Consider the following 23,357-nt stretch of genomic DNA (forward strand, 5'->3'; position numbering starts at 1 on the left):
CGTGTGTGCCCAACGGAGCGGACCTGGCGCGCTCAGTTCCCCGACGAGTAGCCCATCGGCATCAGAATCGACTTGTGCTCGAGGTAGGACTCGAGGCCCTCGCGCCCGTTCTCACGGCCGATGCCGGAGTTCTTGTACCCGCCGAACGGTGATGCCGGATCGATCGCGTACCAGTTGATCCCGTAGGTGCCGGTCCGGACCTGTTTGGCGATCTCGACGCCGCGCGCGATGTCGGAGGTCCAGACCGAGCCGGCGAGGCCGTAGTCGGAGTCGTTGGCGATCGCGATGGCCTCGTCAACGGTGTCATAGGCGATTACCGAGATGACCGGACCGAAGATCTCCTCGCGGGCGATGGTCATGTCGTTGGTGACGCCGGTGAAGATCGTCGGCGCGACGAAGTGGCCCGAGTCCAGGCCGTCGGGGCGGCCGCCGTCGAGTACGGCCGTGGCACCCTCGGCTTTACCCGTCGCAATGTAGTCTTCGACCTTGCTTCGCTGCTTGTCGGTGATAATCGGGCCGAGTTTGGCATCGGGATCGCCGGGCACGCCGGGGGTAAACGTCTTGGCGGTCTCGACCATGGCGGCCACAATCTCGTCGTGGCGCGAACGCGGCACCAGCACACGGGTCTGTGCGACGCAGGCCTGGCCGTTGTTGAGTAGCCCGGAGAAGACAAGCATGTGGATATTCGACGGCAAGTCGACGTCGTCGAGGACGATGGCGGCGGACTTGCCGCCCATCTCCAATGAGCACCGTTTGAGGAGGTCGCCGCACCGTGCGGCGATGATACGGCCCGCCGCGGTGGAGCCGGTAAAGGTGATCTTGTCGACGTCGGGGTGTTCGACGAGCGCTTGGCCGGCCTCGAGTCCGCCGGTCACCACTGAGAGCACCCCCGCGGGGACGCCGGCCTCGGTGAAGATCTCGGCGAGCAGATTGGCGTCCAGCGGTGTTTCCGGGGCCGGCTTCAGCACGATGGAACAGCCGGCCGCCAGGGCCGGTCCGAGCTTGTTGCAGATGAGGAACAGCGGCACGTTCCAGGCGATGATGGCGCCGACGACCCCGATCGGCTCGCGCACGACGAGCGTCTCGCCGAACAGGCCGGTCCGCTTCTCCTCCCATGGATAGGCCTCGGCGGCGTCGGCATAACCGCTGAGCACGCCGGTGCCGGGCAGTTGCTGCAGCGTTGCCACATCGGTGGGCGACGCGCCCATTTCGGCCGAAATCAACCCTGTGATATCCGCTGACCGCTCGTTGATGAGTTCCGCCGCGCGGCGCAGCACGGCGGCACGTTGCGCGGGAGTCTTGGCACGCCAGACGCCCGATTCGAAAGCCCGGCGGCCCTTCGCGACGGCGGTGTCGACATCGGTGGCGTCACCGTTGGGGACCGAGCCGACCTGCTCGCCGGTCGCGGGGGAGAAGACGTCGATCCGAGTGGTGCTGTGGGGTGCCACCCATCGCCCGCCGAGGTAGAGGTCGGGCTGATCGCCGCCGCCGACGAGGGTGGCGGCAGCGGTGGCGGTGTCGGTCATGGTGCTCCCAGGGTCGGGGTGATGAGATTCACCCTCGATACTAGAACACGTTCTAGTTCGCGGCCAGGGTTGTCCGATTCTCGACCGGCACCCGCTGGGTCCGCCTAGTCGCCCGTTGCCGGCTGCGCGTCGATGACGACCTCGAACTCAAAGAGGTTCGCTCCCGACGCCACAGGCTTCTCCTTGCGCTCGCCGGCATGCGCGGCACGAGCATCACCATTGGCCCAATTCTGGTAATCCTCCTCGGACGCCCACTGGGTGTAGACGAAGTAGCGGTCCTCGCCGCTGACGGGGCGCAACAGCTGGAAGCCGAGAAATCCCGGCGAGCCGTCGACGGTGTGCGCCCGGTTGGCGAAGCGCTTCTCCAACTCGGGTCCGGCGCCTTCGGGGATGCTGATCGCATTGATCTTCACTACTGCCATGGGCCCAACCCTATCGGCACGAAGTGATCGGTCGGGCGGGCGGTGCGGACCGAGACCAAGCTCCCGGGCGAGCCGGGATAGGGTCGGGCCGTGAGCGATATCGACGCGCTGACCGATCACGGCGGTGACGGCCTGCCGATTCTGCTGCTGCACGGACTCATGGGTCGCGGCCGCACCTGGTCGCGCCAGGTCGGCTGGCTGCGCCGCTATGGCCGGGTGTTCACCGTCGACGCCGCTTGGCACACGGGGCCGATCCGGCATCCCGAGCTGATCGGCCCCGACTCCGTCGCCACCGAGCGCTTCGTCGCCGATGTCGTCGCCGTCCTCGAGCGGATCGACGACGGCCCCGCGATCCTGATCGGGCATTCGATGGGGGGACTGCACGGCTGGTGTACGGCTGCCGCGCGCCCCAACCTGGTTCGGGCGGTGGTCGTCGAGGATATGGCCGCGGACTTCCGCGGCCAGACGACGCGCAGCTGGACGCCGTGGTTCGACAGCTGGCCTGAGCGGTTAACCTCGCTCGGCCACGCCCAACAGCTGTTCGGGGTGGTGGCCGGCCGGTACTTCTACGAGGCCTTTGATGACGGACGGCTGCACGGCGACTGGCGCGTCTTCGCCGATATCGCCGAGCAGTGGGGCCGACGCGACTATTGGGCCCAGTGGGAGGCGGTTCAGGTTCCGACCCTCCTCCTCGAAGCCGGCTTCACCGTTACCCCGCCCGGGCAGATGGCGCAGATGGCGCGGCGCAACGAGAATGCCGAGCACGTCGTCGTCGGTGGCGCCGGGCATTTGATTCATGACGATGCTCCCGACTTCTTCCGGGGTGCCGTCGAGGCGTTCCTGAGCGGTATCGCCGCCGGCTAGCCGCCGAGGCGGTACCGGTCGTCGTCGGTGATCGCGACCAGCCCGTCGACGAGCAGCGAGTCCAGCGCTCGCAGGCGTTGCCCCGGGTCGTGCGGCCATGCTTGGTCGAGGCGGACGCGGTCGACCGGCCCGTGGTGATCGCGCAGCACGCCGAGCAGCCGTCCGCGCGCTTGGCGGTCGGTGCCCTCGTAGCGCTGTGATCGCCTGGGCGGGCCCGCCGGCGCCGGGCGGCCCGCAGCCACCCACGCGCAGGATTGGACGATGGGGCACCGCTGGCAGCCCGGGTTGCGCGCGGTGCAGACCAGTGCGCCGAGTTCCATCACCGCAGCGGAGAAGCGCGGCGCAGTGGGCGCCAGGTCACCGTCGGCGGTGCGTGGCGCAACCGCCAGGGCGTCATCGAGGTCGGATCGGCGTGCGTTGGCTGCGTCGGCGACGCCGTGGCACGCGCGCGCGATCACTCGGCGCACGTTGGTGTCGACGACCGGAACGGCGCGTCCGTAGGCGAAGCAGGCGACTGCGCGGGCGGTGTACTCGCCCACGCCGGGCAGTGCCAACAATTCGTCTACGTCACTGGGCACGACATTATCGTGGTGTGCCGCAATGGTTTTCGAGCATTCATGCAGGCGTTGCGCCCGCCGCGGGTAACCCAATCGGCCCCAGGCCCGCAGGATATCGGCGCCCGGCGCCGCGGCCATCTCTGCGGGTGTCGGCCAGCGCTCCACCCAGTCGCGCCACGGTGCCAGCACCCGGGCGACGGGCGTCTGCTGGAGCATGAACTCGCTGATCAGGACATGCCAGGCAGTGGCGTCGGCGCGACGCCAGGGCAGGTCACGCTCGTGGGTGTCGAACCAGGCCAGCACACGGTCTGGTGGCATACTCAGATCCATGTCCGGAACCTCAACACGAATCACGCCCGCCCAAGCCTGGAACAACCTGAAGGCCGGGAACGAACGCTTCGTCGCAGGGGAACCGGATCATCCCAATCAGGGTATCGTCCACCGCGCAGTCCTCGCCGACGGGCAGTCGCCCAACGTCGTGTTGTTCGGCTGCTCGGACTCGCGCGTCGCCGCGGAGATGATTTTCGACCAGGGTCTCGGCGATATGTTCGTCGTGCGCACCGCCGGTCACATCATCGACTCGTCGGTCCTCGGATCTCTCGAGTTCGCCACCGAACTGCTCACTGTGCCACTGATTGCCATTCTGGGCCACGACTCCTGCGGCGCCGTGGGATCGACGGTCGCCTCGCTCAACGACCTGACCATCCCGGGCGGCTACATCCGCGACATCGTCGAGCGCGTCGGCCCGAGCATCTTGTCGGCCCGGGCAAAGGGCAAGACTCGGCTCGACGAGTTCGAGGCCGAGCACGTCGTCGAAACCGGACGTCTGCTCATGCAGCGCAGTCTTCTGATCAAGCAGCGGGTCGATCGCGGCGACGTCGCGATCGTCGGTCTGACCTACCATCTGGCCGACGGACGGGTGTCGTTGCGCAGCGTGCTGGGCGACGTGGCCGACGAACCGGGTGAGCCCGTCGAGGTGTGACCGGTCACAGTTGGGCTCCACGGTGATCAGCGGAGGATCGCGACACGCCGAATAGCCTCATCGGCCTCATCAGTGCTGGCAGCTAGCGTAAAGGGGTGATTGAACCCCAAGGCCCACTGCCGCCCGAGATTTACTGGCGCCGGCGAATCGTCGCCGGGGTCGGTGGGGTCGCGTTTGTTGGCCTGGTTCTCATGCTCATTGTTTCCGCACTGCCGTCGAAGACGGACGGCCAGCAGGTCGCCGCGACGAGTTCGGCCGCAGCGCCGGCGCCCGCGAAGAAGCCCCAGCCCGACGCACCGTCGGGGAACCAGGGCAACCAGGCGCAGGACCAGCAGAACCAGGGTGGCCCCGCACCTCAGGGCGACCAGGGTCAGCAGGCCGCCCCGCAGAACCAGGCGGTCCCGCAGAATCAGGGCGCACCGACCGATGCGGCTGCCCCGGTCGCCGTTCCGGCGCAGAATCTCTGCACCGATCAGAGCCTCTCGGTGGTGCTATACACCGACAAGTCGACCTACAAGGTGGGTGATCAGCCGGTTTTCACCCTTGCGGTGACCAATGGCGGGCTGAGCGAGTGCACCCGCGATATTGGCAAGTCGGCGCAGAACGTCGTCGTGCGTTCCCTCGATGGCACCCGTACGCTGTGGACGGCGCGTGACTGTTCGCCCCTGCGAACGGTGCGCAACGTTGTTTTCGCGCCCGGTCAGCAAGAGCGTGACACGATCAACTGGTCGGGCACTACCAGCACCCCCGGCTGCAAGACTCCCCGCGAGCCGATTCCGCCGGGCGCCTACCGCGCCATCGGCAAGATCGGAGAGCGCGAGTCGGCGCCGATCACCTTCAACGTCGTCGCACCCGCACAGCAGCCGTAGCGGCTCAGAAACGGTCGAGGCTCGTCTCGGCCAGCCGGGAAAGACCCTCGCGGATGTGCCGTGCCCAGATGCTGCCGATACCCTCGACGCCTTGTAAGTCGGCGGCGCTGGACGCCAACAATGCCTGCAATGAGCCGAAACTCGCGACCAGCCGGTCGATGTGCGCGAACTGCAGCCGGGAGATTCGGGCCAGCAGTCGGTAGCCGCGCGGAGTCATCGCCGCGTCGAGTGCCTCGACGGAGCCCGGGTAGCCGAGGCAGCGACCGATCAGGGACACGTCGAGGAGGTCGGCGTCGGAGAGCTTTCCGATCAATGTCAGGGCGCGCTGCAGCTCTTCTGCCGTGGGCGGCTCTGGCGATGCGAAATAGTCGCGGACGAGTAGTTCGCGGATCGCATCATTGTCGCGGAGGAGTTCTTCGCGCTGGAGGCGCACCTGACGGCCGTTGGTGCCCAGTTCCAGAATGTATAGATCGATCTCGTCGGCCACCCGCCGGACCATTTCCATGCGCTGGGCCGCGCTGGCCACTTCGCGCAAGGTCACATCGTCTTCGATTTCCGAGCGCGACAGCTGGCCGAGTACCTCATCGAGTCGGGACCGGTAGCGTTCAAGCGTGGCAAGCGCGACGTTGGCGCGCGACAGGATGGCGTCGGGGTTCTCCACGACGTGACGGGCACCGTCGACATAGGCGCTGACGATCGACATCGATGCGCTCACCGAGATGACCGGGTGGCCGGTCTGGATCGCGGTGCGCTCGGCGGCGCGGTGCCGGGTACCGGACTCGACGGTCGGGATCGTCGGGTCCGGCATGAGCTGGACGTTGGCTCGCAGGATTCGCGAACCGTCGGTCGAGAGCACCACGGCGCCATCCATCTTCGACAGCTCGCGCAGCCGGGTGGGGGCGAACTCGACGTCGAGGTGGAACCCGCCGTCACAGAGCCGTTCCACGTCGGCGTCGTGGCCGAGGACGATGAGTGCGCCGGTTCCGCCCCGCAGGATTCGCTCGAGGCCGTCACGCAACCCGGTGCCCGGGGCGACGCGCGCGAGAGTGTCACGGGTCAGGTCCGACATGGGGGTGGTCATGGGTACTCCGGCGGCTGATGGAAGTGGCGGAACTAGACTATCGGGCTGTGAGAGGTAGTTTCGCAGTACCCGATGACTTGGAGCCGCTGGACCGGCACCCGAAGGCGACGCCGCCGGGTGAAGCGATGCGCTATCACCACGCGCTCTGCTATGGCTGCGGTGATGACGCGGTAAACGGATTGCACGTGGTGGTGACAGCCGGTGACGGGGTGACCGCGACGGCGACGATGAGGGTCGCACCCTGGATGGAGGGCGGGCCCGGACTCATTCACGGGGGCATCCTCTCCGCGGCCTTTGACGAGGTGATGGGGACGACTGCACTGCTGATCGGGGTTCCGGTGGTAACCGGGCACCTGGAGATCGACTACGCCAGACCGATCCCCATCGACTCGTCCCTGCGGTTCACCGCCGACGTTCTCGGCCGGCAGCGCCGCAAGGTCTACCTGAGCGCCGCCGCGCACATCGTCGGCGACGCGGGGGAGTTACCGGTGGGGCCGGTCGCCACCAGTCGGGCACTGTTCATCGGTATCGACCCGCGCGAGCACTTCGCCGAACATCTGGCCAACGCCCAGCGGCCCGACGAACATCAGCGGTGGACGAAATACTCGAGCCCGTAGCCGCCGCGACGACCACCGGCGGATTCAGAAGCCGAACGCGGGCTTTCCGTCCGGCATGCACGCGTCGACAGCGGCCGCGAGGTTGTCGACACGGGTGATGCGGATTCCGCTGGGCAACTCTTCCCGGTCGGCGCCGGCGGCGGGGATGACGGCGTGACGGAATCCGAGTCGTTTCGCCTCGGCGAGGCGCCGGGTGAGCGCGCTGACCGGGCGCACCTCGCCGGCCAGGCCGACTTCGCCGATCGCGACCGTGGTGAACGGAATGGTCCGGTCGTTGACAACCGACGCCACCGCCATGGCGATCGCCAGGTCGGCGGCCGGTTCGGTGACTCTCATGCCGCCCACCGTCGAGGCATACAACTCGGCCTTGCCAATCTTCTTCATGCCGAGGCGCGCCTGCAGGACGGCCAGCACCATCGCTACCCGGGCGCCGTCCAACCCGGAAACGGCCCGGCGCGGATTGGTCATCTCCGTATCATTTGCGAGGGCTTGGACTTCGCCGACCAGAGCGCGTTTACCGTCCATCGTGACCAGCACGGCAGACCCGGTGACATCGCCCTGGCGTTGATGCCAGAAGATTCCCGACGGGTCGGTGACCTGGTGGATACCGTTGTCGCGCTGCTCGAAGCACCCCACCTCGTCGGCGGCGCCGAAGCGATTCTTGATGCCCCGGATCATGCGCAGCGGTGAGTGCCGGTCACCCTCGAAGCTCAGCACCACGTCGACCAGGTGCTCCAGGGAACGAGGCCCGGCGACAGCGCCGTCCTTGGTGACATGACCGACGAGGACGACCGCCACCCCACTGTTCTTTGCCAGCGATACCAGCGCCGTCGTGACTGCGCGGATTTGGGTGACGCCCCCGTGGACACCATCAGCGTCGGTCGCAACCATCGTTTGGACCGAGTCCACGATCAGGAGTGTGGGATCGACCGCCGTGACGTGGCCCAGGACTGTTGCGAGATCGGACTCGGCGGCGAGGAAGACGTTCTCGTCGACGGCATCGGTGCGTTCGGCGCGCAGCCGCACCTGTCCGGCCGACTCCTCTCCGGTGATGTAGAGGACGCGCCGCCCGGCCCGGGCCCAGTGTTTGGCGGCCTCGAGCAGCAGAGTGGACTTACCGACGCCGGGCTCGCCGGCCAACAGGATCACCGATCCCGGGACCACCCCGCGACCCAATACGCGGTCGAATTCACCGATCCCGATGGGAATGACTTGTGCAGCTTCGGACCCGACTTCGGTGAGGCGCCTGGCCGGAGTCGGCGGCGCGACCCCCACGACTCCTCGGCCCTTCGACGAGCCCGGGCCCGCGGCCTCATCGACGGTGCCCCACTCCCCGCATTCGGGGCAGCGTCCAACCCATTTGGCCGGCTGGTGCCCACATGCGCCGCACCGGAATATCGCTCGGGTCCTCACTGCCACGAGCACAGCCTACCGATGCGCTCCGACATCGATAATGGTCCGGAACGGACCTAGTGGTGCGCGCCTTCGGCCGAGTCGGCCGGGTCCTTGTCTTTGCGCTCCATCAGTGCGCCGGCATCGACGGGCGTGTCGACGACAATGCTCGTCATCTTCCCCTTGGTGTCGAAGTTGAAGGTCAGCGGCACTGTCAGGCCGGGGCTGACGGTCTTGCCGGTGTTGGTCAGCGTGGCCTCGAGAACCTTCTGGCCCTGCGCCGGGGTCATCCCTGCGGGGCGGCCGGCGCGCAGCATCAGGCCGGGGGCGACGGTGGCGTCGCCGTCGAGGGCGACCGTGCCGGTCGGTGTTGTGATGGACACTAGTTTGGTGGCGTTGACCGGATCGTCGTTGGTGACGACGAAGGCCAGCTGGAACGGCCCGCCCGCGGCGAACACGGTCGCAGGATTGCTGGTGGTCGGATACACGATCAGCACGTCGCTGAGGGCGAGTGCGCCGTCGTGCACGGTCGCGCCGTTGACTGCCGGGGCTTGAGTGGCGGTCTGCGAGACCTGCCCGGAGCCGCACGCGGACACCGAGACGATGACGCCGACGCCGATGGCCGCGGCGAGGGCGGACTTGACGAGTGTGGACTTGACGAGCTGTGACACCGTAATCCTCCAGCTGTGGTCTTCGTTGGTTTCTGCAGGCCGACCCGGAAACCTTCACTACGCAGCGTAGTGGGCGTGGTGGGGTCCCGTCCGCCGGGGTGGCGAGATTCGTCGAAAATTACGACGGCCAACCGCCTGCACGTTGTCCACGATTGCCGTGGCAGGTGTGTTGCACCACAGCCCTCGGTGGTGGCCGATAGTCGCCCTGGCCAGCGCAAAGGTTGAGGATCACCCGCTTGACCTGCACCGTTGTTCGGAGCGCGGCTGAGTCACGTGTTAGACTGGGGTTAGCTGAAAGGGGCGCTACGTTCATGAATTTCAAAGTCGGTGACACTGTTGTGTACCCCCACCACGGTGCCGCGAGGGTCGAGGACATCGTCACCCGCACCATTAAGGGTGAGTCGGTCGAGTACCTCGTTTTGAAGGTCGCCGACGGTAATATGACCGTCCAGATCCCCTCCTCGAAACTGGAGTACGTCGGAGTCCGCGATGTGGTGGGCGCTGAAGGTCTCGATCAGGTCTTCCAGGTTCTCCGCGCGCCGCATACCGAGGAGCCCACCAACTGGGCCCGCCGTTTCAAGGCAAACCAGGAGAAGCTGATCTCGGGCGACATCATCAAGGTGGCCGAAATCGTCCGCGACCTGTGGCGTCGCGAGCAGGATCGTGGGCTGTCGGCGGGGGAGAAGCGCATGCTCACCCGGGCCCGTCGCGTTCTGGTCGACGAGTTGTCCCTCGCTCAGAACACTGACGAAGAGAAGGCCGCCAGCATTCTCGACGAGGTCCTGGCCGCCGCTTCTTAGCCGCGCAGCCGGCATCCGCACTTGACGACATCGGTCATCATCCCGGCCGCCGGGTCGGGTACGCGCCTGGGTGAGGATCGCCCGAAGGCGTTCGTCGACGTGGGCGGGGTCAGCATTCTGTCCCGCACGGTCGCATCGGTCCTGGCTGCGGACTGTCTCGACCTGGACCGGATCATTGTTGTCGTCCCCGATCACCTGATCGATCCAGTGACCGATGACCTGCGCATCGCGCCCTGCGAGGTGGTCGTCGTGCCCGGTGGTGCCGAGCGCACCGATTCCGTGCGGGCCGGGGCCGAACACGTCACCGGCGAATTCGTCCTCGTCCACGACGCCGCGCGCCCCTTCACACCGCCCGCCGTGTTCGATCGCGTCGTCGCGGCGTTGCGCGCGGGCCACCCCGTCGTCGTCCCCGGCCTACCCGTGGTGGACACCCTCAAACGGGTCGACGAGCACGGCCGCATCGGCGCGACCGTTGACCGGTCGGTTTTGCGCGCCATTCAGACCCCACAGGGTTTCCATGCCGATGCACTGGTGACCGCCTACGGGAACACCGTGAGCGCGCCGGATTCCGCAGTTGGGGCCAACACAACCGACGACGCCGCCCTGGCCGAGCGTGCGGGTCTGCCGGTGTACCTCGTCGACGGTGACCCCGACGCGTTCAAGATCACGACCCCCTGGGATCTGCGTCTAGCGCGCGCCATGGCGCAAGGATGGGACTGAAACTATGCGGGTGGGTATCGGCACCGACGTGCACCGGGTCGCAGCGGGCGTTCCGTGCTGGCTGGTGGGGCTACACTTTCCCGATGACGACGGCTGCGAGGGCCATTCCGACGGTGACGTCGGGGCCCATGCGCTGTGCGACGCCGTGCTGTCGGCGGCCGGCCTCGGTGATCTCGGCAGTGTCTTCGGCACCGGCCGGCCGGAATGGGACGGGGTCTCGGGAATCCAGATGCTCAACCATGTCGCGGACTTGATTGCCGATGCGGGCCTCGTTGTCCGCAACGGTTCGGTCCAGATCATCGGCAATCGGCCGCGAATCGGTCCCCGTCGCGACGAGGCGGTCGCCGTGCTGTCGGCGGCCCTGGGGGCGCCGGTGTCGGTCTCGGCGACGACGACCGACGGCCTTGGCCTCACCGGACGGGGTGAGGGCATCGCCGCTGTGGCGACCGCGCTGGTCGATGACGCAGTGGCCAGTGCCGCGAGATAGGTCGCAACCGGTCCGGTCAGTCCCGGACTCCCCACGGCCTTCCGACGAGTGACCAGCGCGCGAGTTCGGTCATCATCAGGTCGGCCAGGACCGCCGCGGTGGGCACGTGGACGGGATCGGCCGAGGCAGCCGTCCAGGTGGCGACATCCCCGTCGATCCAGAACCAGCCGTGCACCCCGCCGCCGCGCCGGGCGAACTCTGCGGGCGTCGCGACGGTTCCCGCCCGCATCAGTACGGTCGCGTCGAGGCCGGTGCCCAAGGTCCGGAATTCCTCGGGAAGGCGGCCGATATTCGAGGCCAGACACAATGGCGTGGGCGCGTTGGCGGCGAGTTTGCCGATGACCGCGTCGGGCAGCAACTGCATCGCGCTGACCAGAGCAGCCGAGCCGCCGGGGCGCTCGTCAAGCCGGACAAACGCTTCTTTGCACGCTTGGCGAATAGCCGAGAGGTCGTCATACCGGCTGTCCTCGACGACGATGTACGCCGTGGCGCCCGCGGTCACGTTCGCCCGCCGGTCGCCAGCCGCATCCCGCCCGGCAACCGGGATGGCCAGCGGCACCAGGTCGCCGCGGCGCACCCGGCCGGACCGTTCCAGCAGTCCGATCATCAGCGCGGTGAACAGGCTGTTCAGGGTACCGCCGGCCGATTCGCTCACCCGTACCGCGGCGGCGGCGTCGATCGTGATACCGACCGATGGGTTCGGTTCTGCGCTGGCCAGCATCTCGGCCACGTACTCGGACGACATATCCCGACTGACCGGGGCGGCCGGTGGGACCGGACCGGACGGCTGTCGCGGATGGCGAAGTCGTGCGGCCGCACGACCCGCCGACCAGACCAAACCGGCGGTGTCCCGCAGGTTGGACAGCGTTCCCGCCGGGGTGAGGTTGGGCTCGAACGCCTCACCCCGAACGGCTTCCACGATCGCCGCGACCCCGGCCGTCCCGTCGCCGGTGACATGCGAGCGGGTGAACGAGACGAGGGTCGTATCGCCCGGTGCCGACGTCGCGATGGCGACGCGCCACGCGGGTCCGTTGACGATGTCCAGCGGTGCCCGCAGTTGCGCGTCCGCCCAGCCGGTGATGTCGGCGGGCTCGACGGGATCAGGATCGAAGTGATAGTCGCCGGCCTTCTCGGTGTAAACCCACGAATCCCGGCAGGGCAGCCGGTGTCTGGCCACAAGTCGGCTCAACCGTCCGCGGCCCAGTCGCTCGACGAGGGTGTCGAGGTGCGCACGATCGACGTGGCCGTCGAGGAGCCATACGGCCTGTACCGCCGTGGGCAACCCCAGCGCGCGGTCCATGCGGACGAATAAGTTGTCGTCGGGAGTCAGGCGATCCGGTCCGGTTTGCACTGCATACTCCTTCGGAGATCCGGTGGGCGCCGCTTCGCCTACTGACTGAGAGTGGGGCTTTAGCCTATCCGGTTACGCCGGCGTTCAGGCGTGCCGCGCATTCCTTTAGACCGTTTTGGAAGGTAGGCCCGTTTCCGGAAGTGGGATCTCCTGCGGTACGCTGCATCACAAGGGGTTCCGGTTTGTGAGCTGCGACGCAGACACAAGGGGCGGACGGACCGTTCGTTCTTTGTGTTGAAGGGCTCTCAAGCTATGGCGCCTCACTTGGCGTGCGTGGGTACGGCCGCGCCTCGGGCATTCGGTTGCGCGCGCATCAGCGTGGTACTGGCCGCAATTGCCTCCACGATCGCAACGGGCCTGATCTGCGGTATCGGTCCCGCGACGGCGGTGTCGGGGCGCAGCTACATCGATCGGGTGGTGGCCGAGCCCGGCAAGCTGCGCGCGGCCTACGTCTACTCGGCCGCGATGCGCCGGACCATCAAGGTCCAACTGGCCGGCGCTGAGTCGTCGAGCCGCCGCCCGACGCTGTATCTCCTCGGTGGACTGGGCGAACAGGATCCGGCGAACAGTATCTGGAATATCAAGACTCCGGTCGGCGCCTTCTTCGCCGATAAGGATGTCAACGTCGTGCTCCCCATCGCCGGGAACGGGTCCATGTACACCGACTGGCAGCGAGACGATCCGAAGCTCGGCCGATACCGATGGGAAACGTTCCTCACCAAGGAGTTGCCCCCGCTGATCGAAAAGCGCTTCGCCGGCAACGGGCGCCGCGGGATCGCCGGGCTGTCGATGGGGGCGGGTGCGGCGATGGTGCTGGCCGCGCGGAACCCCCGGTTCTACCACGTGGTGGCGTCCTACAGTGGGTGCTTCACCACCGAGGGGGCGGGTCAGGCCTATCCGCGTGGCATCGTCCGCGCGTTCGGCGGTAATCCCGACAATATGTGGGGACCGCCGGCAGATCCGGGCTGGGCGGCTCACGATGTCATCGAGCGCGCGGCGAACCTGCGCGGGACCGTCTTGTACGTGTCGACCGGCACCGGTCGGCCGGGGCCATACGACGCACCGGGCTATCCCGGTAATGACAACCCGCTAGATCGCCAGGTCGTCGGCGGCGGCATCGAGTTCGGCACGTACCTGTGTACCCGCCAGCTCAAGTCGCGACTGGCGGCGCTGCGCATCCCCGCGACGATCCGCGTCATCGATCCCGGAACCCACTCATGGCCGTCCTGGATAGACCAGCAGCGCGAGAGCTGGCCGGTCATCAAACGCGGACTCGGTGTGGCGGACTGACCCGGTCCCAGCGCTATTCGACCAAGCAGCCGAGGCCCCAAGCAGCCAAGGCGCAAGCCTCAGAGGTAGGAGCAACCATGGAATACACCGAACTCGACGACTATTCGCTGCCCGGCGGCCGCCTCACCACGTGGGAACCGCAGACGGCACCGCAGGCTTGGCGCGACGATCCCCGCCGCCTGTCCTACATCCACGCCGAGCACGTTCGGCGCGCCCAGTCGGCCGGCAGCGAGTGGTACAGCCAATGGATCGGCACGGCGTTCTGGATCCCCGGCCGCCTTGACCGCGAAGCGATGGAACGAACGATACTGGCGTGGTACGGCCGGCACGAGGCCTTCCGCACGACGGTCCAGGAGGAGGCGACCCATCCCGAGGACGATGTCACCCGGATCACCGTGGCGCCGGAGGCGGTCACCGTGGCCGGCCGCGTCGTCGACACTGCACTCTCGGCCGAACAGGCGCGGGCTTACACCGCCGAGTATTTCAACACGACCATCTCGCCGTTGCGCTGGCCCCATTGCGTGTTGGTGACCATCGAGCCCGACGACGGGACTGACGCGTTCGCCGTGGTGTTTGCGGCCGACCACACCGTCATGGACGCATACACGCAGGTCTTCGCCATCCGTGAACTGTCTGCCCTCTATGAGTCGGAGGTATCGGGTGAGCCGCACGATCTGGTCGACTACGGCAGTTACGCCGACTTCAGTGATGCCGAGCGCGAACTCGGCAACCAGATCGACGCGGGCAATATCGCCGTCGCAAAGTGGCGCGACTTCTTCGACTCCACGCGCACGACGACGCAGCCGGCACCGATGCCCGGATTCCCCGACTTCACCCCGCTCGGGGACGCACCCCGCATGATCACGTCCACCCGCGCCAGCGCTCCCGGATATCAGACGACACTGTCGCAGTGGCTGCTCGACGCCGGGCAGACCGCCCGGTTCAACGGAATCTGCAAGGCGGCCGGCGGTTCGATGACCACCGGCATCTACACCGCGCTGTCGATGGCCACCGCCAAGCTCACCGGATCGGGCGAGCTTCGGTTTATCAGCCCGATCCACACCCGGACGTCGCGGGAGTGGATGGAGGCGGTCGGCTGGTTCGTCGGCATCATCCCGGTCACGCTACGGCCGGCCGCGGCGCGCACTTTTGCTGATGCGCTTGCGCCCATCGGGTTGAGCTACGGGCAGTATAAGGATGTCGGCGCCGCGCCGTACGCGCCGATCGCGGAGTTGATCGGCGGCGATGCCACGCCGCCCGGATTCGTCGTGTCCTACATCGACTTGCGTACTGCGCAGGGCGCACAGGAGTGGGAGCCGCGCGGCGCGCGTGTCTTGCGGAGCGCCACCCTCGACGCCGACGAGGTCTACCTGTGGATCAATCGCATTCCGGGCGGGACGAACATCTCGGCCCGGTACCCGGCTGAGCGAGCCGAGGCGGTGGAGGTGTTCATTTCGGCATTCCTCGAGGTATTGCACCGGGTCGTCGTTGACGGGAACGCACGGTACGAGATGGAGATCCCGGCCCTGTCGATCGAGTCGTGGTAGTGGAACCGGAGCTGCGATTCGGGCCGAGCGGCGCAATCGGGCGTGCCGTGCGGACGCCACCGCTCGGCGGCGAGATCGTCGAGTGGGATCTGGTCGGGGCGACGAGGGCCCAGGCGTCCGCCGAACCCGCGCCGGGCGGCGTTTCACTGCTTCAAGCTGATCACCTGCGCGGCGTTGTCGCGGCCGACGCCGCAGGCAGAGTCCATTGTGCCTTCGTGGGCGGCATGCTGCGCTTCGACGAGCCACTCGATCCCGGGGCCATGGCGCGCGCGCTGACCGGTTTCGTGCGTGATCACGAGGAGTTGCGCTCCTTCTACCCGCTCTCGGAGGGATCGTCGTTGCGGCGGCTGGTCGCCGCCCCGGAAACGATCGAGATGACCGTCGTCGACGGTCCGGATGCCTCGGTCGCGGGCGAGGATCTGGTGGAATGGATCAGCGATCGGGCATCGCGACGCTCTCGTCCGGATTCTTTTCCGGCGGTGTCGTTCGGGGCCGCACGAGATGACACCGGATTTACGTTCTACTACACCACCGACCACTCGCACGGCGACGGGTACTCGCTCCTGCTGGCGTTGTCGGAGGTCGCCGCGCGATACCGGGCGCAGGTCCACGGCGAACCGGTGCGATTGCCCCGCGCCGGCGCGTTCGGGGACTACGTCAGTGCCGAACGGGCGGCCGCCGCCGCGGTCGACCCGACCGGGTTCGGAGCCGGCCGCTGGCGCGACGCGCTGCGCGCCAACGGCGGCCGCATTCCCGCCGCACCGCTGGACCTGGGCCTTTCCGGCGGACTGCCGCAGCCGGCCGTGACGGTGGTTGAGCACACTCTGCTCGACGCCGCGCAGGCGCAGCGCATCGATGCACTGCTCGTGGGCGGCGAGGCCACTTTTGCCGGGGTCCTGCATGCGGCGCTCGCCCTGGCCTACTACGAACTCAGCGGCAGCACCGACTACTTCGTGGCGACGGTGGTCGCCACGCGCTCCAACGGCCACGAGCGCACCCAGGGCTGGCTGTGCAACTTCGTACCGGTGGCGTTCGCCGTCGATCCGTCCGCTACCCCGCTGGCCGTCGCCGTGACTGCGTCCGACGTGCTGCGCGCGGCACGCCGGGTCTCGGCGGACCCGGTACACGGGGTACTCGCGGTGCTCGCCGCCGAAGGAACAATCGATGCGGTCGACGGCTCGCCGCAGATGGTGTCCTACATCGACGCGCGACGGCTGCAGGACCCGGATGACCCCGTCTTGGGGACGATGATGCTGCTAACGGGAGCCGGCTTGACCCGCAACGCCAACGTCTGGTTCACCCGGTACGCCGACGACGTCGCCATCTCGTCGCTGGTTCCGGACAACCCCACATCGCGGCGGTCGGTCACCCAGCTGATTGCGGCGGTGTCGGCCCGGCTGGCCGAGTTTGCATCCGGGGCCGCCACGTGAAACTCACGAGTTCGGACCAGGCCGACATCGCACCCGGTGACCTGGTTCGGTGGCACGTCGAGCCGGTAGGCAGGGCGGAGTCATTGTCGACGCCGCTGTCGGAGAATGAAACCTTCCACCTGGCGTCGAACCACAGCGGTACCCCGGGATGGATCGCGCTGACGCTGGACTACGCCCGGCCGGTCGCGCGTGCCGCGGTGGATCGGGTGATGCGCACGCTCATCGAGCGCCACGACATGTTGCGATCCCACTTCGCCGCCGTCGACGGCGGCTTCACCCGAGTCGGGTATTCGGCGGCGCGAGTAGTCGCCCGCGAAGTCCGGTTGTCGGACGCCCAATCGGGGCCGGCATTCGCCGACGGGCTGATGTCGCAGATAGCCGGGGTGTGCAACCCGCTGCGTCCGATGCCGCATTACCTGGCGGCCGTCGAACGACCCGACTCGACGACGGTCATCCTCGCGTTCGATCACTGCTATGTGGACGCGCGGGCCCTGGCGGTGCTGGGCGCCGAAACCGACGAGTTGCTCGCCGGACGCGAGCTCGGCAAGGCAGAGTCGGGACTGGCGGCGATGAGCCGCACGATCGCGCATGACGCGGGCGTCACCCCGGATGATTGGCGGTTGCGCGGCTGGCGCGACTTCTTGGCTGCCGCCGATTGGCGTGTGCCCGAATTTCCGCTCGATCTGGGGCTCCCGGCGGGCGACACCGCGCCCACCCACACGCAGGTGCGCACCCTGTTGCCGGCTGAGCCGGCCGAGCGCCTGAGCAGTGCTGTTCACCAGTTGGGCGGTCGGACCTACCCGGCGGTACTTACCTGCGCGGGAAGCGCCATCGCGCGACTGGGCGGGCCGGCCGAACTCGGCGTGGTGATTCCGGTGCCGGTGGTCAAGTCGTCGCGTGCGGTGGCGTGGCTCGTCGGTAGCGCCCCCCTGCGGGTCGACTGTGCCGGCGCCGGCCTCGCGTCGGCAGTCCAGGTCAACACAGCGCGCCTCGCGGCCGCCTTGCCGCTTGCGGAGATCGGCCTGACCCCCGTCTATCAGGCGTACGGAGATCGCCTGCGGCGCGCGCGCAGCGATGTGTTCATGATGTCCTATGTCGACTACACGCGGCTGCCGGGCGCCGATGCCGCCGCGACGGCAGCGCAAATCTCCAGCGAGAAGCAGTCCGATACCGCCCAGTGGTGGTTTTGGCGCGACCACGCCGGCATCCACGTCCGCGTGCGCCACCCGCATACCGAGCAGGCCGGCCAGGTGATTGCCCGTGCACTGGAGGTGACCGCCGCCCTCATGCGCGACCTGGCGGGGCCGCCGCCGAATCCGTCGGACCCGGTCGCCGGACGTCCCGGCGCTGGCCAGGTCGACGCTGACCCGCAGGGTTGACTGCGGTTGGTCCAGTATCATCGCCAGTCGTGACCCTACGCCTGTACGACACCGCGGCCCGCGAGGTCCGCGACTTCACGCCCAGCCACGATGGTCGGGTGACCGTCTATCTGTGCGGCGCCACCGTGCAGGGGGTCCCACACATCGGACACGTCCGCAGCGGAATCGCTTTCGACGTGCTGCGACGGTGGTTGGCGCACGCGGGCAACGACGTCCTGTTCGTTCGCAACGTGACCGACATTGACGACAAGATTCTGCGCAAGGCCGCTGAGGCCGGCCGGCCGTGGTGGGAGTGGGCCGCGACCCACGAGCGCGCATTCGACGATGCCTATCGCATGCTGGGGGTGCTGCCGCCGTCGGCAGAGCCGCGCGCCACCGGATTCATTCCGCAGATGATCGGGTACATGCGGCGGCTCATCGATCGCGGACATGCCTACGTCGCTGATGGCAACGTGTATTTCGACGTCCTGAGTCTGCCGTCGTATGGCGCGCTCTCGGGGCACCGGCTCGCCGACGTGCACCAGGGTGAGAGCGTCGGCATCGGCAAGCGCGACGCACGCGACTTCACGCTCTGGAAGGCGGCCAAGCCCGGGGAGCCGTCGTGGGACACCCCGTGGGGGCCCGGGCGACCCGGCTGGCACCTGGAGTGCTCGGCGATGGCGACGAGCCTACTCGGACCTGAGTTCGACATCCATTGTGGCGGAATGGATTTGGTCTTTCCGCATCATGAGAATGAGATCGCCCAGAGTCATGGCGCCGGTGATGGTTTCGCCCGTTACTGGTTGCACAACGGCTGGGTGACGATGAGCGGCGAGAAAATGAGCAAGTCGCTCGGCAACGTTGTCGCCATTCCCGAGATGCTGCGCAAGGTGCGGGCGGTGGAGCTTCGCTACTACCTCGGCAGCGCGCACTACCGGTCGATGCTGGAATACTCCGACGGTGCCCTGGCCGAGGCCGCCACCGCCTACCGGCGGGTGGAGTCCTTTGTGCGCCGGGTCGATTCGCGGGTGGCGCCGGTGCCGTTGGGCGAAGTGGCCGACGCGTTCACCGTGGCGCTCGACGACGATCTGGGGGTGCCCGCCGGGCTCGCAGTGATCCACAACGCCGTCCGTTCGGGTAACACGGCGCTGGAGAACGGTGATAGCGATGCCGCTGTCGTGATCGCCGGACAGGTCCGTGCGATGCTGGGGGTTCTCGGCGTTGACCCCATGGCACCCGAATGGGGCGACGCCCAGGACGATTCGTCGGCGATGAATGCGCTGGATGTGTTGGTGCGCGCCGACCTCGATCGCCGCGCGAAGGCCCGTGCGGACAAGGATTGGGCCGTGGCCGACGAGGTCCGCGACCGATTGGTGAAGGCTGGGGTGGAGGTCACCGATACCGCAGAGGGTGCGCAGTGGTCACTGCGCGAGACAGTATCCCCTCGCTCCGCAGAGACAGGTGTGTAATGGCAGGCAATTCCAAGCGGCGCGGCGCGATCCGCAAGTCCGGCACGAAGAAGGGGCAGGTCGTCGGGTCGGGCGGGCAACGCCGGCGGGGTCTCGAGGCGCGTGGCGCGACTCCCAAGGCCGAGGACCGCGTCTACCATGCCGCGCACAAGCGGGCCAAAGCCACGCAGCAGCAAGCGGCCACCCGTCGACCGCGCAAGGATGACGACGCCCCCGAGCACGTGCTGGGCCGCAACCCGGTCGTCGAATGCCTGCGTGCCGGTGTGCCGGCGACCGCGCTGTACCTGGTCACCGGACTCGAGGCCGACGAGCGAGTCGCCGAGGCCGTTCAACTGGCCGGGGCGAAGGGGATCTCGATTCTCGAGGTGACGAAGAATGAACTGGACCGAATGTCGTCCAACGGGCTGCACCAGGGCATCGGACTGCAAGTCCCCCCGTATGTCTACGCGCACCCGGACGATTTGATGGCCACCGCGATCGCCTCCGGCGAACCGCCGTTGCTGGTGGCACTCGATAACATCACCGACCCGCGGAATCTGGGGGCGGTCATCCGGTCGGTGGCGGCGTTCGGCGGGCACGGCGTTCTGATTCCGCAGCGCCGGAGCGCGAGCGTCACCGCGGTCGCGTGGCGGACCAGTGCGGGTGCGGCGGCGCGATTGCCCGTCGCGCAGGCGCCGAACCTGACCCGATCGCTCAAAGAGTGGGCCAAGGCCGGTGCGCAGATCGTCGGCCTCGACACCGAGGGGGCGGTCAGCCTCGACGACTATGACGGCACCGGTCCGACGGTGATCGTGGTCGGCTCCGAGGGCAAGGGTCTGTCGCGATTAGTCCGGGAGACATGCGATTCGGTGCTGTCGATCCCGATGGCAGGCAATGTGGAGAGCCTCAACGCCTCGGTCGCCGCCGGGGTCGTGCTCGCCGATTTTGCCCGCCAGCGGCGGCAGGCGTGAGCTAGTCCGGCAGCGTCCGGCACGTCAACCCTCGATCGGAGTGGGTTGAGCGGGCGAGCCGTTAGCGGCGAATGACCGGCGCGAGGTTGATGCCGGCGCCGAGAAGTGCGGCACGCGTGGCCTGGGCGTGTCCGACGGCTCCGGGGGTGTCGCCGTGCAGGCAGATCGATTTGGCGTCGATGTCGATCCGCGATCCGTCGACCGCGGTGAGTGTTCCGGTGGTGACCAATTCGACGACGCGCCGGGCGATCTCGGCCGAATCGGTGAGGAGCGCGCCGGCCTCCCCGCGGGGGACCAGCGTGCCGTCGCGGCGATAGCCACGATCGGCGAAGGCCTCGGCAATGGTCGACAGCCCCGCATCGCGGGCCAGCGCCAGCACCAGCGACTGGGGCAGCCCCATGACGGCCAGGCGGGGGTCGACCGAACGGACCGCGGCGACCACGGCGGCCGCCTGCTGCTCGTCGGAGACGATCGTGTTGTATAGCGCGCCATGCGGTTTGACATAGCCGATCTGTGTGCCGGCGGCCATGGCGAGAGCCGTGAGCGCTCCGATCTGATAAACGATGTCCGCGCGCAGGTCCTCCGTGTCGATGTCCATGTAGCGGCGCCCGAATCCCTCGCGGTCCGGGTAGGAGACTTGAGCGCCGATGGCGACTCCCCGGCTGTGTGCTTGCACACACGTGCGGGCGAGGAGTATCGGTGACCCGGCGTGGAAGCCGCATGCGACGTTTGCGCTGGTGACGACACCAAGCATGGCCTCGTCGTCACCGACTCCCTCACCGAGGTCGGCATTGAGATCGATAGTCGCTACCACGAACTCGATGATAGGGGGCCTATCCTGGAACCATGACGCCGATGAGTGACATGATCGCGACGGCCGACGGGATAGTGGTCGGTGCGCGCGGCAAGCGGACCCGTGCCGGGACGATCAGCTGGAAGGGCATCCCCTTTGCGGCTCCGCCGGTTGGCCCGCGCCGGTTCTTGGCCCCGGAGCCGGTGACACCGTGGAACGGCAAGCGTGACGCGCGTGCCTACGGCACCGCCGAAGTTCAGGACAAGCTCTACACCGCGGTCGGCCCGGGGCGATTCCAGCCGACCGGCGAAGACTGTCTGACCCTCAACGTGTTCTCGCCGGACCGGATTTCGGCGAGCCCGCGGCCGGTGATGGTGTTCATCCACGGTGGCGCCTACCTTCTCGGCACCACCGCGACGCCGCTCTACGACGGCGCGCTCCTCGCCCGGTCCGGCGACGTCGTCGTCGTCACCGTTCAGTACCGATTCGGTCCGTTCGGCTGTCTGGACTTTTCGCAATACTCCGACGCCGGTCGCCGGTTCGACGACAATCTTGGTCTGCGCGATCAGGTCGCGTCGCTGCAATGGGTGCAGCGCAACGTCGCCGCCTTCGGCGGCGATCCTGACAATGTCACCGTCTTCGGCGAAAGTGCCGGTGGGTCGTCGGTCACCGCGCTGCTGGCTACACCGGCCGCGAAGGGACTGTTCCACCGCGCGATTGCGCAGAGTCCGGCCAACGAGCTCAACATATCGGCGGAGGCCGCGGCCCAATTCGCCCAGGAGTTCGTCGCCATGCTCGACGACCCGTCCTACCGGGCGGGTGACGGTACGGCGGCGATCAGTCCGGAACGGGCACGCGAATTGCTGCAGGGGGCCAGTGCCGCTGAATTGCACCGGGCGGGCAAGCATTTGACCGCCTACGCGCCGCAGTCGGGTACCGGCGAGTTCCTCCCGTTTGGTCCGACCTTCGGTACCGAGTTCCTGCCCCAGGATCCCAATCAGGCGGCGCGCGACGGCAACACCCACCCGGTGCCGCTCATCATCGGGACCAATCGCGACGAGGCGAACCTTTTCACCAAGGCGATGGGTTTGCTCGGCGACGACTCGGGCGAGGCGGAGAGTATGCCATTCCCCGAGGGTGACGAGGTCTTTCTCGGTGTCAACGATGCGGCGCACCGGGCCGCACTGTTGCAGGCATACCAGGTCGGTCATCGTGGCGGCGACCCGATCCATATGCTTGGCGATTCGGTCTTCTGGGGACCGGCGATCGCGTTCGCCGAAGGCCATGCGGCTGCCGGGAATCCGACGTACGTCTACCGCTACGACTTCGACACGCTGGTGCTGCGTGCCAGTGGGATGCGGGCCACGCATGCCACCGAGTTGTTCGCGGTGTTCGGGGCGTTCCGGACCGCGATCGGGGCCGGGCTGGCACTCGGCGACTGGCGCAGCACCGGCAAGATGACCCGAGTCATGCAGGGGCACTGGACGACGTTTGCCCGTACCGGGCGGCCGGAGTTGCAATGGACGCCCTACGCCGCCAATCATCGCGACACACTTGTCTTCGACAACCACTCGCGGATAGTGCGCGACCCGTACCCGCAGCGCCGGGAAGCATGGATGCGCGCGCACGGACTCGTTCCGGCCTGAGTGTGCGGGCGCCGCCAGTCGTCGTGGCACTGTCGGCCGTGCTGGTCCTCGGCGGGTGCGGCGGCTCCCCGCGGGGCAGCGACTACCCGTCGCTGCCACCCGTCGGCGCGAGTCCCGCGCCGGTGGAAAACGGGCCGGCGGAAAACGGGCCGAGTCAACCGGTGACCTACCTGCCGGCACCGTACATCTCCCGCACCGTGTGGGTCGAGACAACGGTTGGACCGAGCCTTCAGGTCTACCCGACCGATGCCGGCCGTCGGGTGACCGCACCCGACGCTCAGGCGAAGGCCTGGCAGGAGGTTGTCGCGATGACGTCGCGCCATGGGCGCTACGGGGCGACCTCGCCGGGTATGCGCGCACAGTTCGACTGTCACTGGAACTGGGCCCGCGCCGTCCAGCCGGACAAGCCGTCGTGGAATCTGGAGCCGGGCCGGCCGGTGGTCACCGAGGATCAGATGGTCGCCGCCCGGTGCAATCCGGGAGCGGCCGAGGAGTAGCCGTGGCCGATTGGGCGATTGGCCCGAGAAGCCCAACC

General features: G+C 67.9%; 23 protein-coding genes. 15 read left to right on the forward strand and 8 right to left on the reverse strand.

Translation table 11 applies throughout. The features are described from left to right. Nucleotides 1–32 precede the first annotated feature (32 nt). Nucleotides 33–1,526 (reverse strand): aldehyde dehydrogenase, encoded by a 1,494-nt coding sequence (locus tag B4M62_RS07105; protein ID WP_290706277.1) that lies wholly within the window; start codon nt 1,524–1,526, stop codon nt 33–35. Between the two features lie 104 nt (nt 1,527–1,630). Then, on the reverse strand, nt 1,631–1,948 hold the full coding sequence (locus tag B4M62_RS07110) for an antibiotic biosynthesis monooxygenase family protein (protein WP_290706278.1): 318 nt from the start codon (nt 1,946–1,948) through the stop codon (nt 1,631–1,633). Between the two features lie 90 nt (nt 1,949–2,038). On the opposite strand from B4M62_RS07110, the gene B4M62_RS07115 reads away from it, so the two are divergent. Then, the gene (locus B4M62_RS07115; RefSeq protein WP_290706279.1) at nt 2,039–2,812 is read left to right on the forward strand and encodes an alpha/beta fold hydrolase; all 774 of its coding nucleotides are present in this window, start codon (nt 2,039–2,041) and stop codon (nt 2,810–2,812) included. On the opposite strand, the gene B4M62_RS07120 is transcribed toward B4M62_RS07115, so the two are convergent. Continuing rightward, the gene (locus B4M62_RS07120) at nt 2,809–3,699 is read right to left on the reverse strand and encodes an A/G-specific adenine glycosylase (protein ID WP_290706280.1); all 891 of its coding nucleotides are present in this window, start codon (nt 3,697–3,699) and stop codon (nt 2,809–2,811) included. The genes B4M62_RS07115 and B4M62_RS07120 overlap by 4 nt on opposite strands. Here B4M62_RS07120 and B4M62_RS07125 point away from each other — a divergent pair. Both B4M62_RS07125 and B4M62_RS07130 read left to right on the forward strand, forming a co-directional pair. Next, complete coding sequence (locus B4M62_RS07125; RefSeq protein WP_290706281.1) at nt 3,698–4,351, forward strand: carbonic anhydrase; 654 nt, start codon at nt 3,698–3,700, stop codon at nt 4,349–4,351. The two genes, B4M62_RS07120 and B4M62_RS07125, sit on opposite strands and share 2 nt — an antisense overlap. Nucleotides 4,352–4,446: 95 nt before the next feature. Further along, entirely contained in the window at nt 4,447–5,220 is a 774-nt protein-coding gene (locus B4M62_RS07130) for a hypothetical protein (protein WP_290706282.1), read from the forward strand. A 4-nt stretch (nt 5,221–5,224) separates the two neighbouring features. On the opposite strand, the gene disA is transcribed toward B4M62_RS07130, so the two are convergent. Further along, a complete protein-coding gene (gene disA, locus B4M62_RS07135; protein WP_290706283.1) occupies nt 5,225–6,301 on the reverse strand; it encodes a DNA integrity scanning diadenylate cyclase DisA in 1,077 nt (358 codons plus the stop codon). A 47-nt stretch (nt 6,302–6,348) separates the two neighbouring features. Here disA and B4M62_RS07140 point away from each other — a divergent pair, with 47 nt between their 5' ends. After that, entirely contained in the window at nt 6,349–6,918 is a 570-nt protein-coding gene (locus B4M62_RS07140; RefSeq protein WP_290706284.1) for a PaaI family thioesterase, read from the forward strand. Between the two features lie 24 nt (nt 6,919–6,942). Here the strand turns inward: B4M62_RS07140 and radA are convergent, their stop codons facing one another. Both radA and B4M62_RS07150 read right to left on the reverse strand, forming a co-directional pair. Beyond that, nucleotides 6,943–8,337 carry a DNA repair protein RadA gene (gene radA, locus B4M62_RS07145; RefSeq protein WP_290706285.1) on the reverse strand — a complete coding sequence of 465 codons (1,395 nt, stop codon included), beginning with the start codon at nt 8,335–8,337 and terminating at the stop codon, nt 6,943–6,945. A 50-nt stretch (nt 8,338–8,387) separates the two neighbouring features. After that, complete coding sequence (locus B4M62_RS07150; protein WP_290706286.1) at nt 8,388–8,981, reverse strand: hypothetical protein; 594 nt, start codon at nt 8,979–8,981, stop codon at nt 8,388–8,390. A 311-nt stretch (nt 8,982–9,292) separates the two neighbouring features. Here B4M62_RS07150 and B4M62_RS07155 point away from each other — a divergent pair, with 311 nt between their 5' ends. The 3 genes from B4M62_RS07155 to ispF are packed head-to-tail and all read left to right on the forward strand — an operon-like array spanning nt 9,293 to nt 10,988. After that, on the forward strand, nt 9,293–9,781 hold the full coding sequence (locus B4M62_RS07155; RefSeq protein ID WP_290706287.1) for a CarD family transcriptional regulator: 489 nt from the start codon (nt 9,293–9,295) through the stop codon (nt 9,779–9,781). Nucleotides 9,782–9,802: 21 nt separating this feature from the next. Next, entirely contained in the window at nt 9,803–10,501 is a 699-nt protein-coding gene (gene ispD / locus B4M62_RS07160; RefSeq protein WP_290706288.1) for a 2-C-methyl-D-erythritol 4-phosphate cytidylyltransferase, read from the forward strand. Between the two features lie 4 nt (nt 10,502–10,505). Then, on the forward strand, nt 10,506–10,988 hold the full coding sequence (gene ispF / locus B4M62_RS07165; RefSeq protein WP_290706289.1) for a 2-C-methyl-D-erythritol 2,4-cyclodiphosphate synthase: 483 nt from the start codon (nt 10,506–10,508) through the stop codon (nt 10,986–10,988). Nucleotides 10,989–11,004: 16 nt separating this feature from the next. On the opposite strand, the gene B4M62_RS07170 is transcribed toward ispF, so the two are convergent. Beyond that, on the reverse strand, nt 11,005–12,339 hold the full coding sequence (locus B4M62_RS07170) for a hypothetical protein (RefSeq protein WP_290706290.1): 1,335 nt from the start codon (nt 12,337–12,339) through the stop codon (nt 11,005–11,007). A gap of 387 nt (nt 12,340–12,726) precedes the next feature. On the opposite strand from B4M62_RS07170, the gene B4M62_RS07175 reads away from it, so the two are divergent. From B4M62_RS07175 to rlmB, 6 genes are all read left to right on the forward strand, one after another. Continuing rightward, on the forward strand, nt 12,727–13,629 hold the full coding sequence (locus B4M62_RS07175) for an alpha/beta hydrolase (protein WP_344717023.1): 903 nt from the start codon (nt 12,727–12,729) through the stop codon (nt 13,627–13,629). A gap of 77 nt (nt 13,630–13,706) precedes the next feature. After that, a complete protein-coding gene (locus tag B4M62_RS07180) occupies nt 13,707–15,176 on the forward strand; it encodes a condensation domain-containing protein (protein ID WP_290706292.1) in 1,470 nt (489 codons plus the stop codon). Beyond that, the gene (locus B4M62_RS07185; RefSeq protein WP_290706293.1) at nt 15,176–16,606 is read left to right on the forward strand and encodes a condensation domain-containing protein; all 1,431 of its coding nucleotides are present in this window, start codon (nt 15,176–15,178) and stop codon (nt 16,604–16,606) included. Before B4M62_RS07180 ends, B4M62_RS07185 begins: the two co-directional genes overlap by 1 nt. Further along, nucleotides 16,603–17,985, forward strand: a complete 1,383-nt coding sequence (locus B4M62_RS07190; protein ID WP_290706294.1) for a condensation protein — start codon at nt 16,603–16,605, stop codon at nt 17,983–17,985. The genes B4M62_RS07185 and B4M62_RS07190 overlap by 4 nt, the downstream gene beginning before the upstream one ends. A 29-nt stretch (nt 17,986–18,014) precedes the next feature. Then, complete coding sequence (gene cysS, locus B4M62_RS07195; RefSeq protein WP_290706295.1) at nt 18,015–19,433, forward strand: cysteine--tRNA ligase; 1,419 nt, start codon at nt 18,015–18,017, stop codon at nt 19,431–19,433. Continuing rightward, nucleotides 19,433–20,383 (forward strand): 23S rRNA (guanosine(2251)-2'-O)-methyltransferase RlmB, encoded by a 951-nt coding sequence (gene rlmB, locus B4M62_RS07200; protein WP_290706296.1) that lies wholly within the window; start codon nt 19,433–19,435, stop codon nt 20,381–20,383. The genes cysS and rlmB overlap by 1 nt, the downstream gene beginning before the upstream one ends. Before the next feature lie 61 nt (nt 20,384–20,444). On the opposite strand, the gene B4M62_RS07205 is transcribed toward rlmB, so the two are convergent. Continuing rightward, nucleotides 20,445–21,197, reverse strand: coding sequence for a LamB/YcsF family protein (locus B4M62_RS07205; protein ID WP_290706297.1), 753 nt, complete (start codon nt 21,195–21,197; stop codon nt 20,445–20,447). 32 nt (nt 21,198–21,229) lie between these two features. On the opposite strand from B4M62_RS07205, the gene B4M62_RS07210 reads away from it, so the two are divergent. Then, nucleotides 21,230–22,822 carry a carboxylesterase/lipase family protein gene (locus tag B4M62_RS07210; RefSeq protein WP_344717020.1) on the forward strand — a complete coding sequence of 531 codons (1,593 nt, stop codon included), beginning with the start codon at nt 21,230–21,232 and terminating at the stop codon, nt 22,820–22,822. Between the two features lie 23 nt (nt 22,823–22,845). Beyond that, nucleotides 22,846–23,319, forward strand: a complete 474-nt coding sequence (locus B4M62_RS07215; RefSeq protein WP_290706298.1) for a DUF2599 domain-containing protein — start codon at nt 22,846–22,848, stop codon at nt 23,317–23,319. Nucleotides 23,320–23,357 lie beyond the last annotated feature (38 nt).

This window comes from Gordonia sp. UBA5067 (assembly GCF_002414845.1).
GTDB lineage: Bacteria > Actinomycetota > Actinomycetes > Mycobacteriales > Mycobacteriaceae > Gordonia > Gordonia defluvii.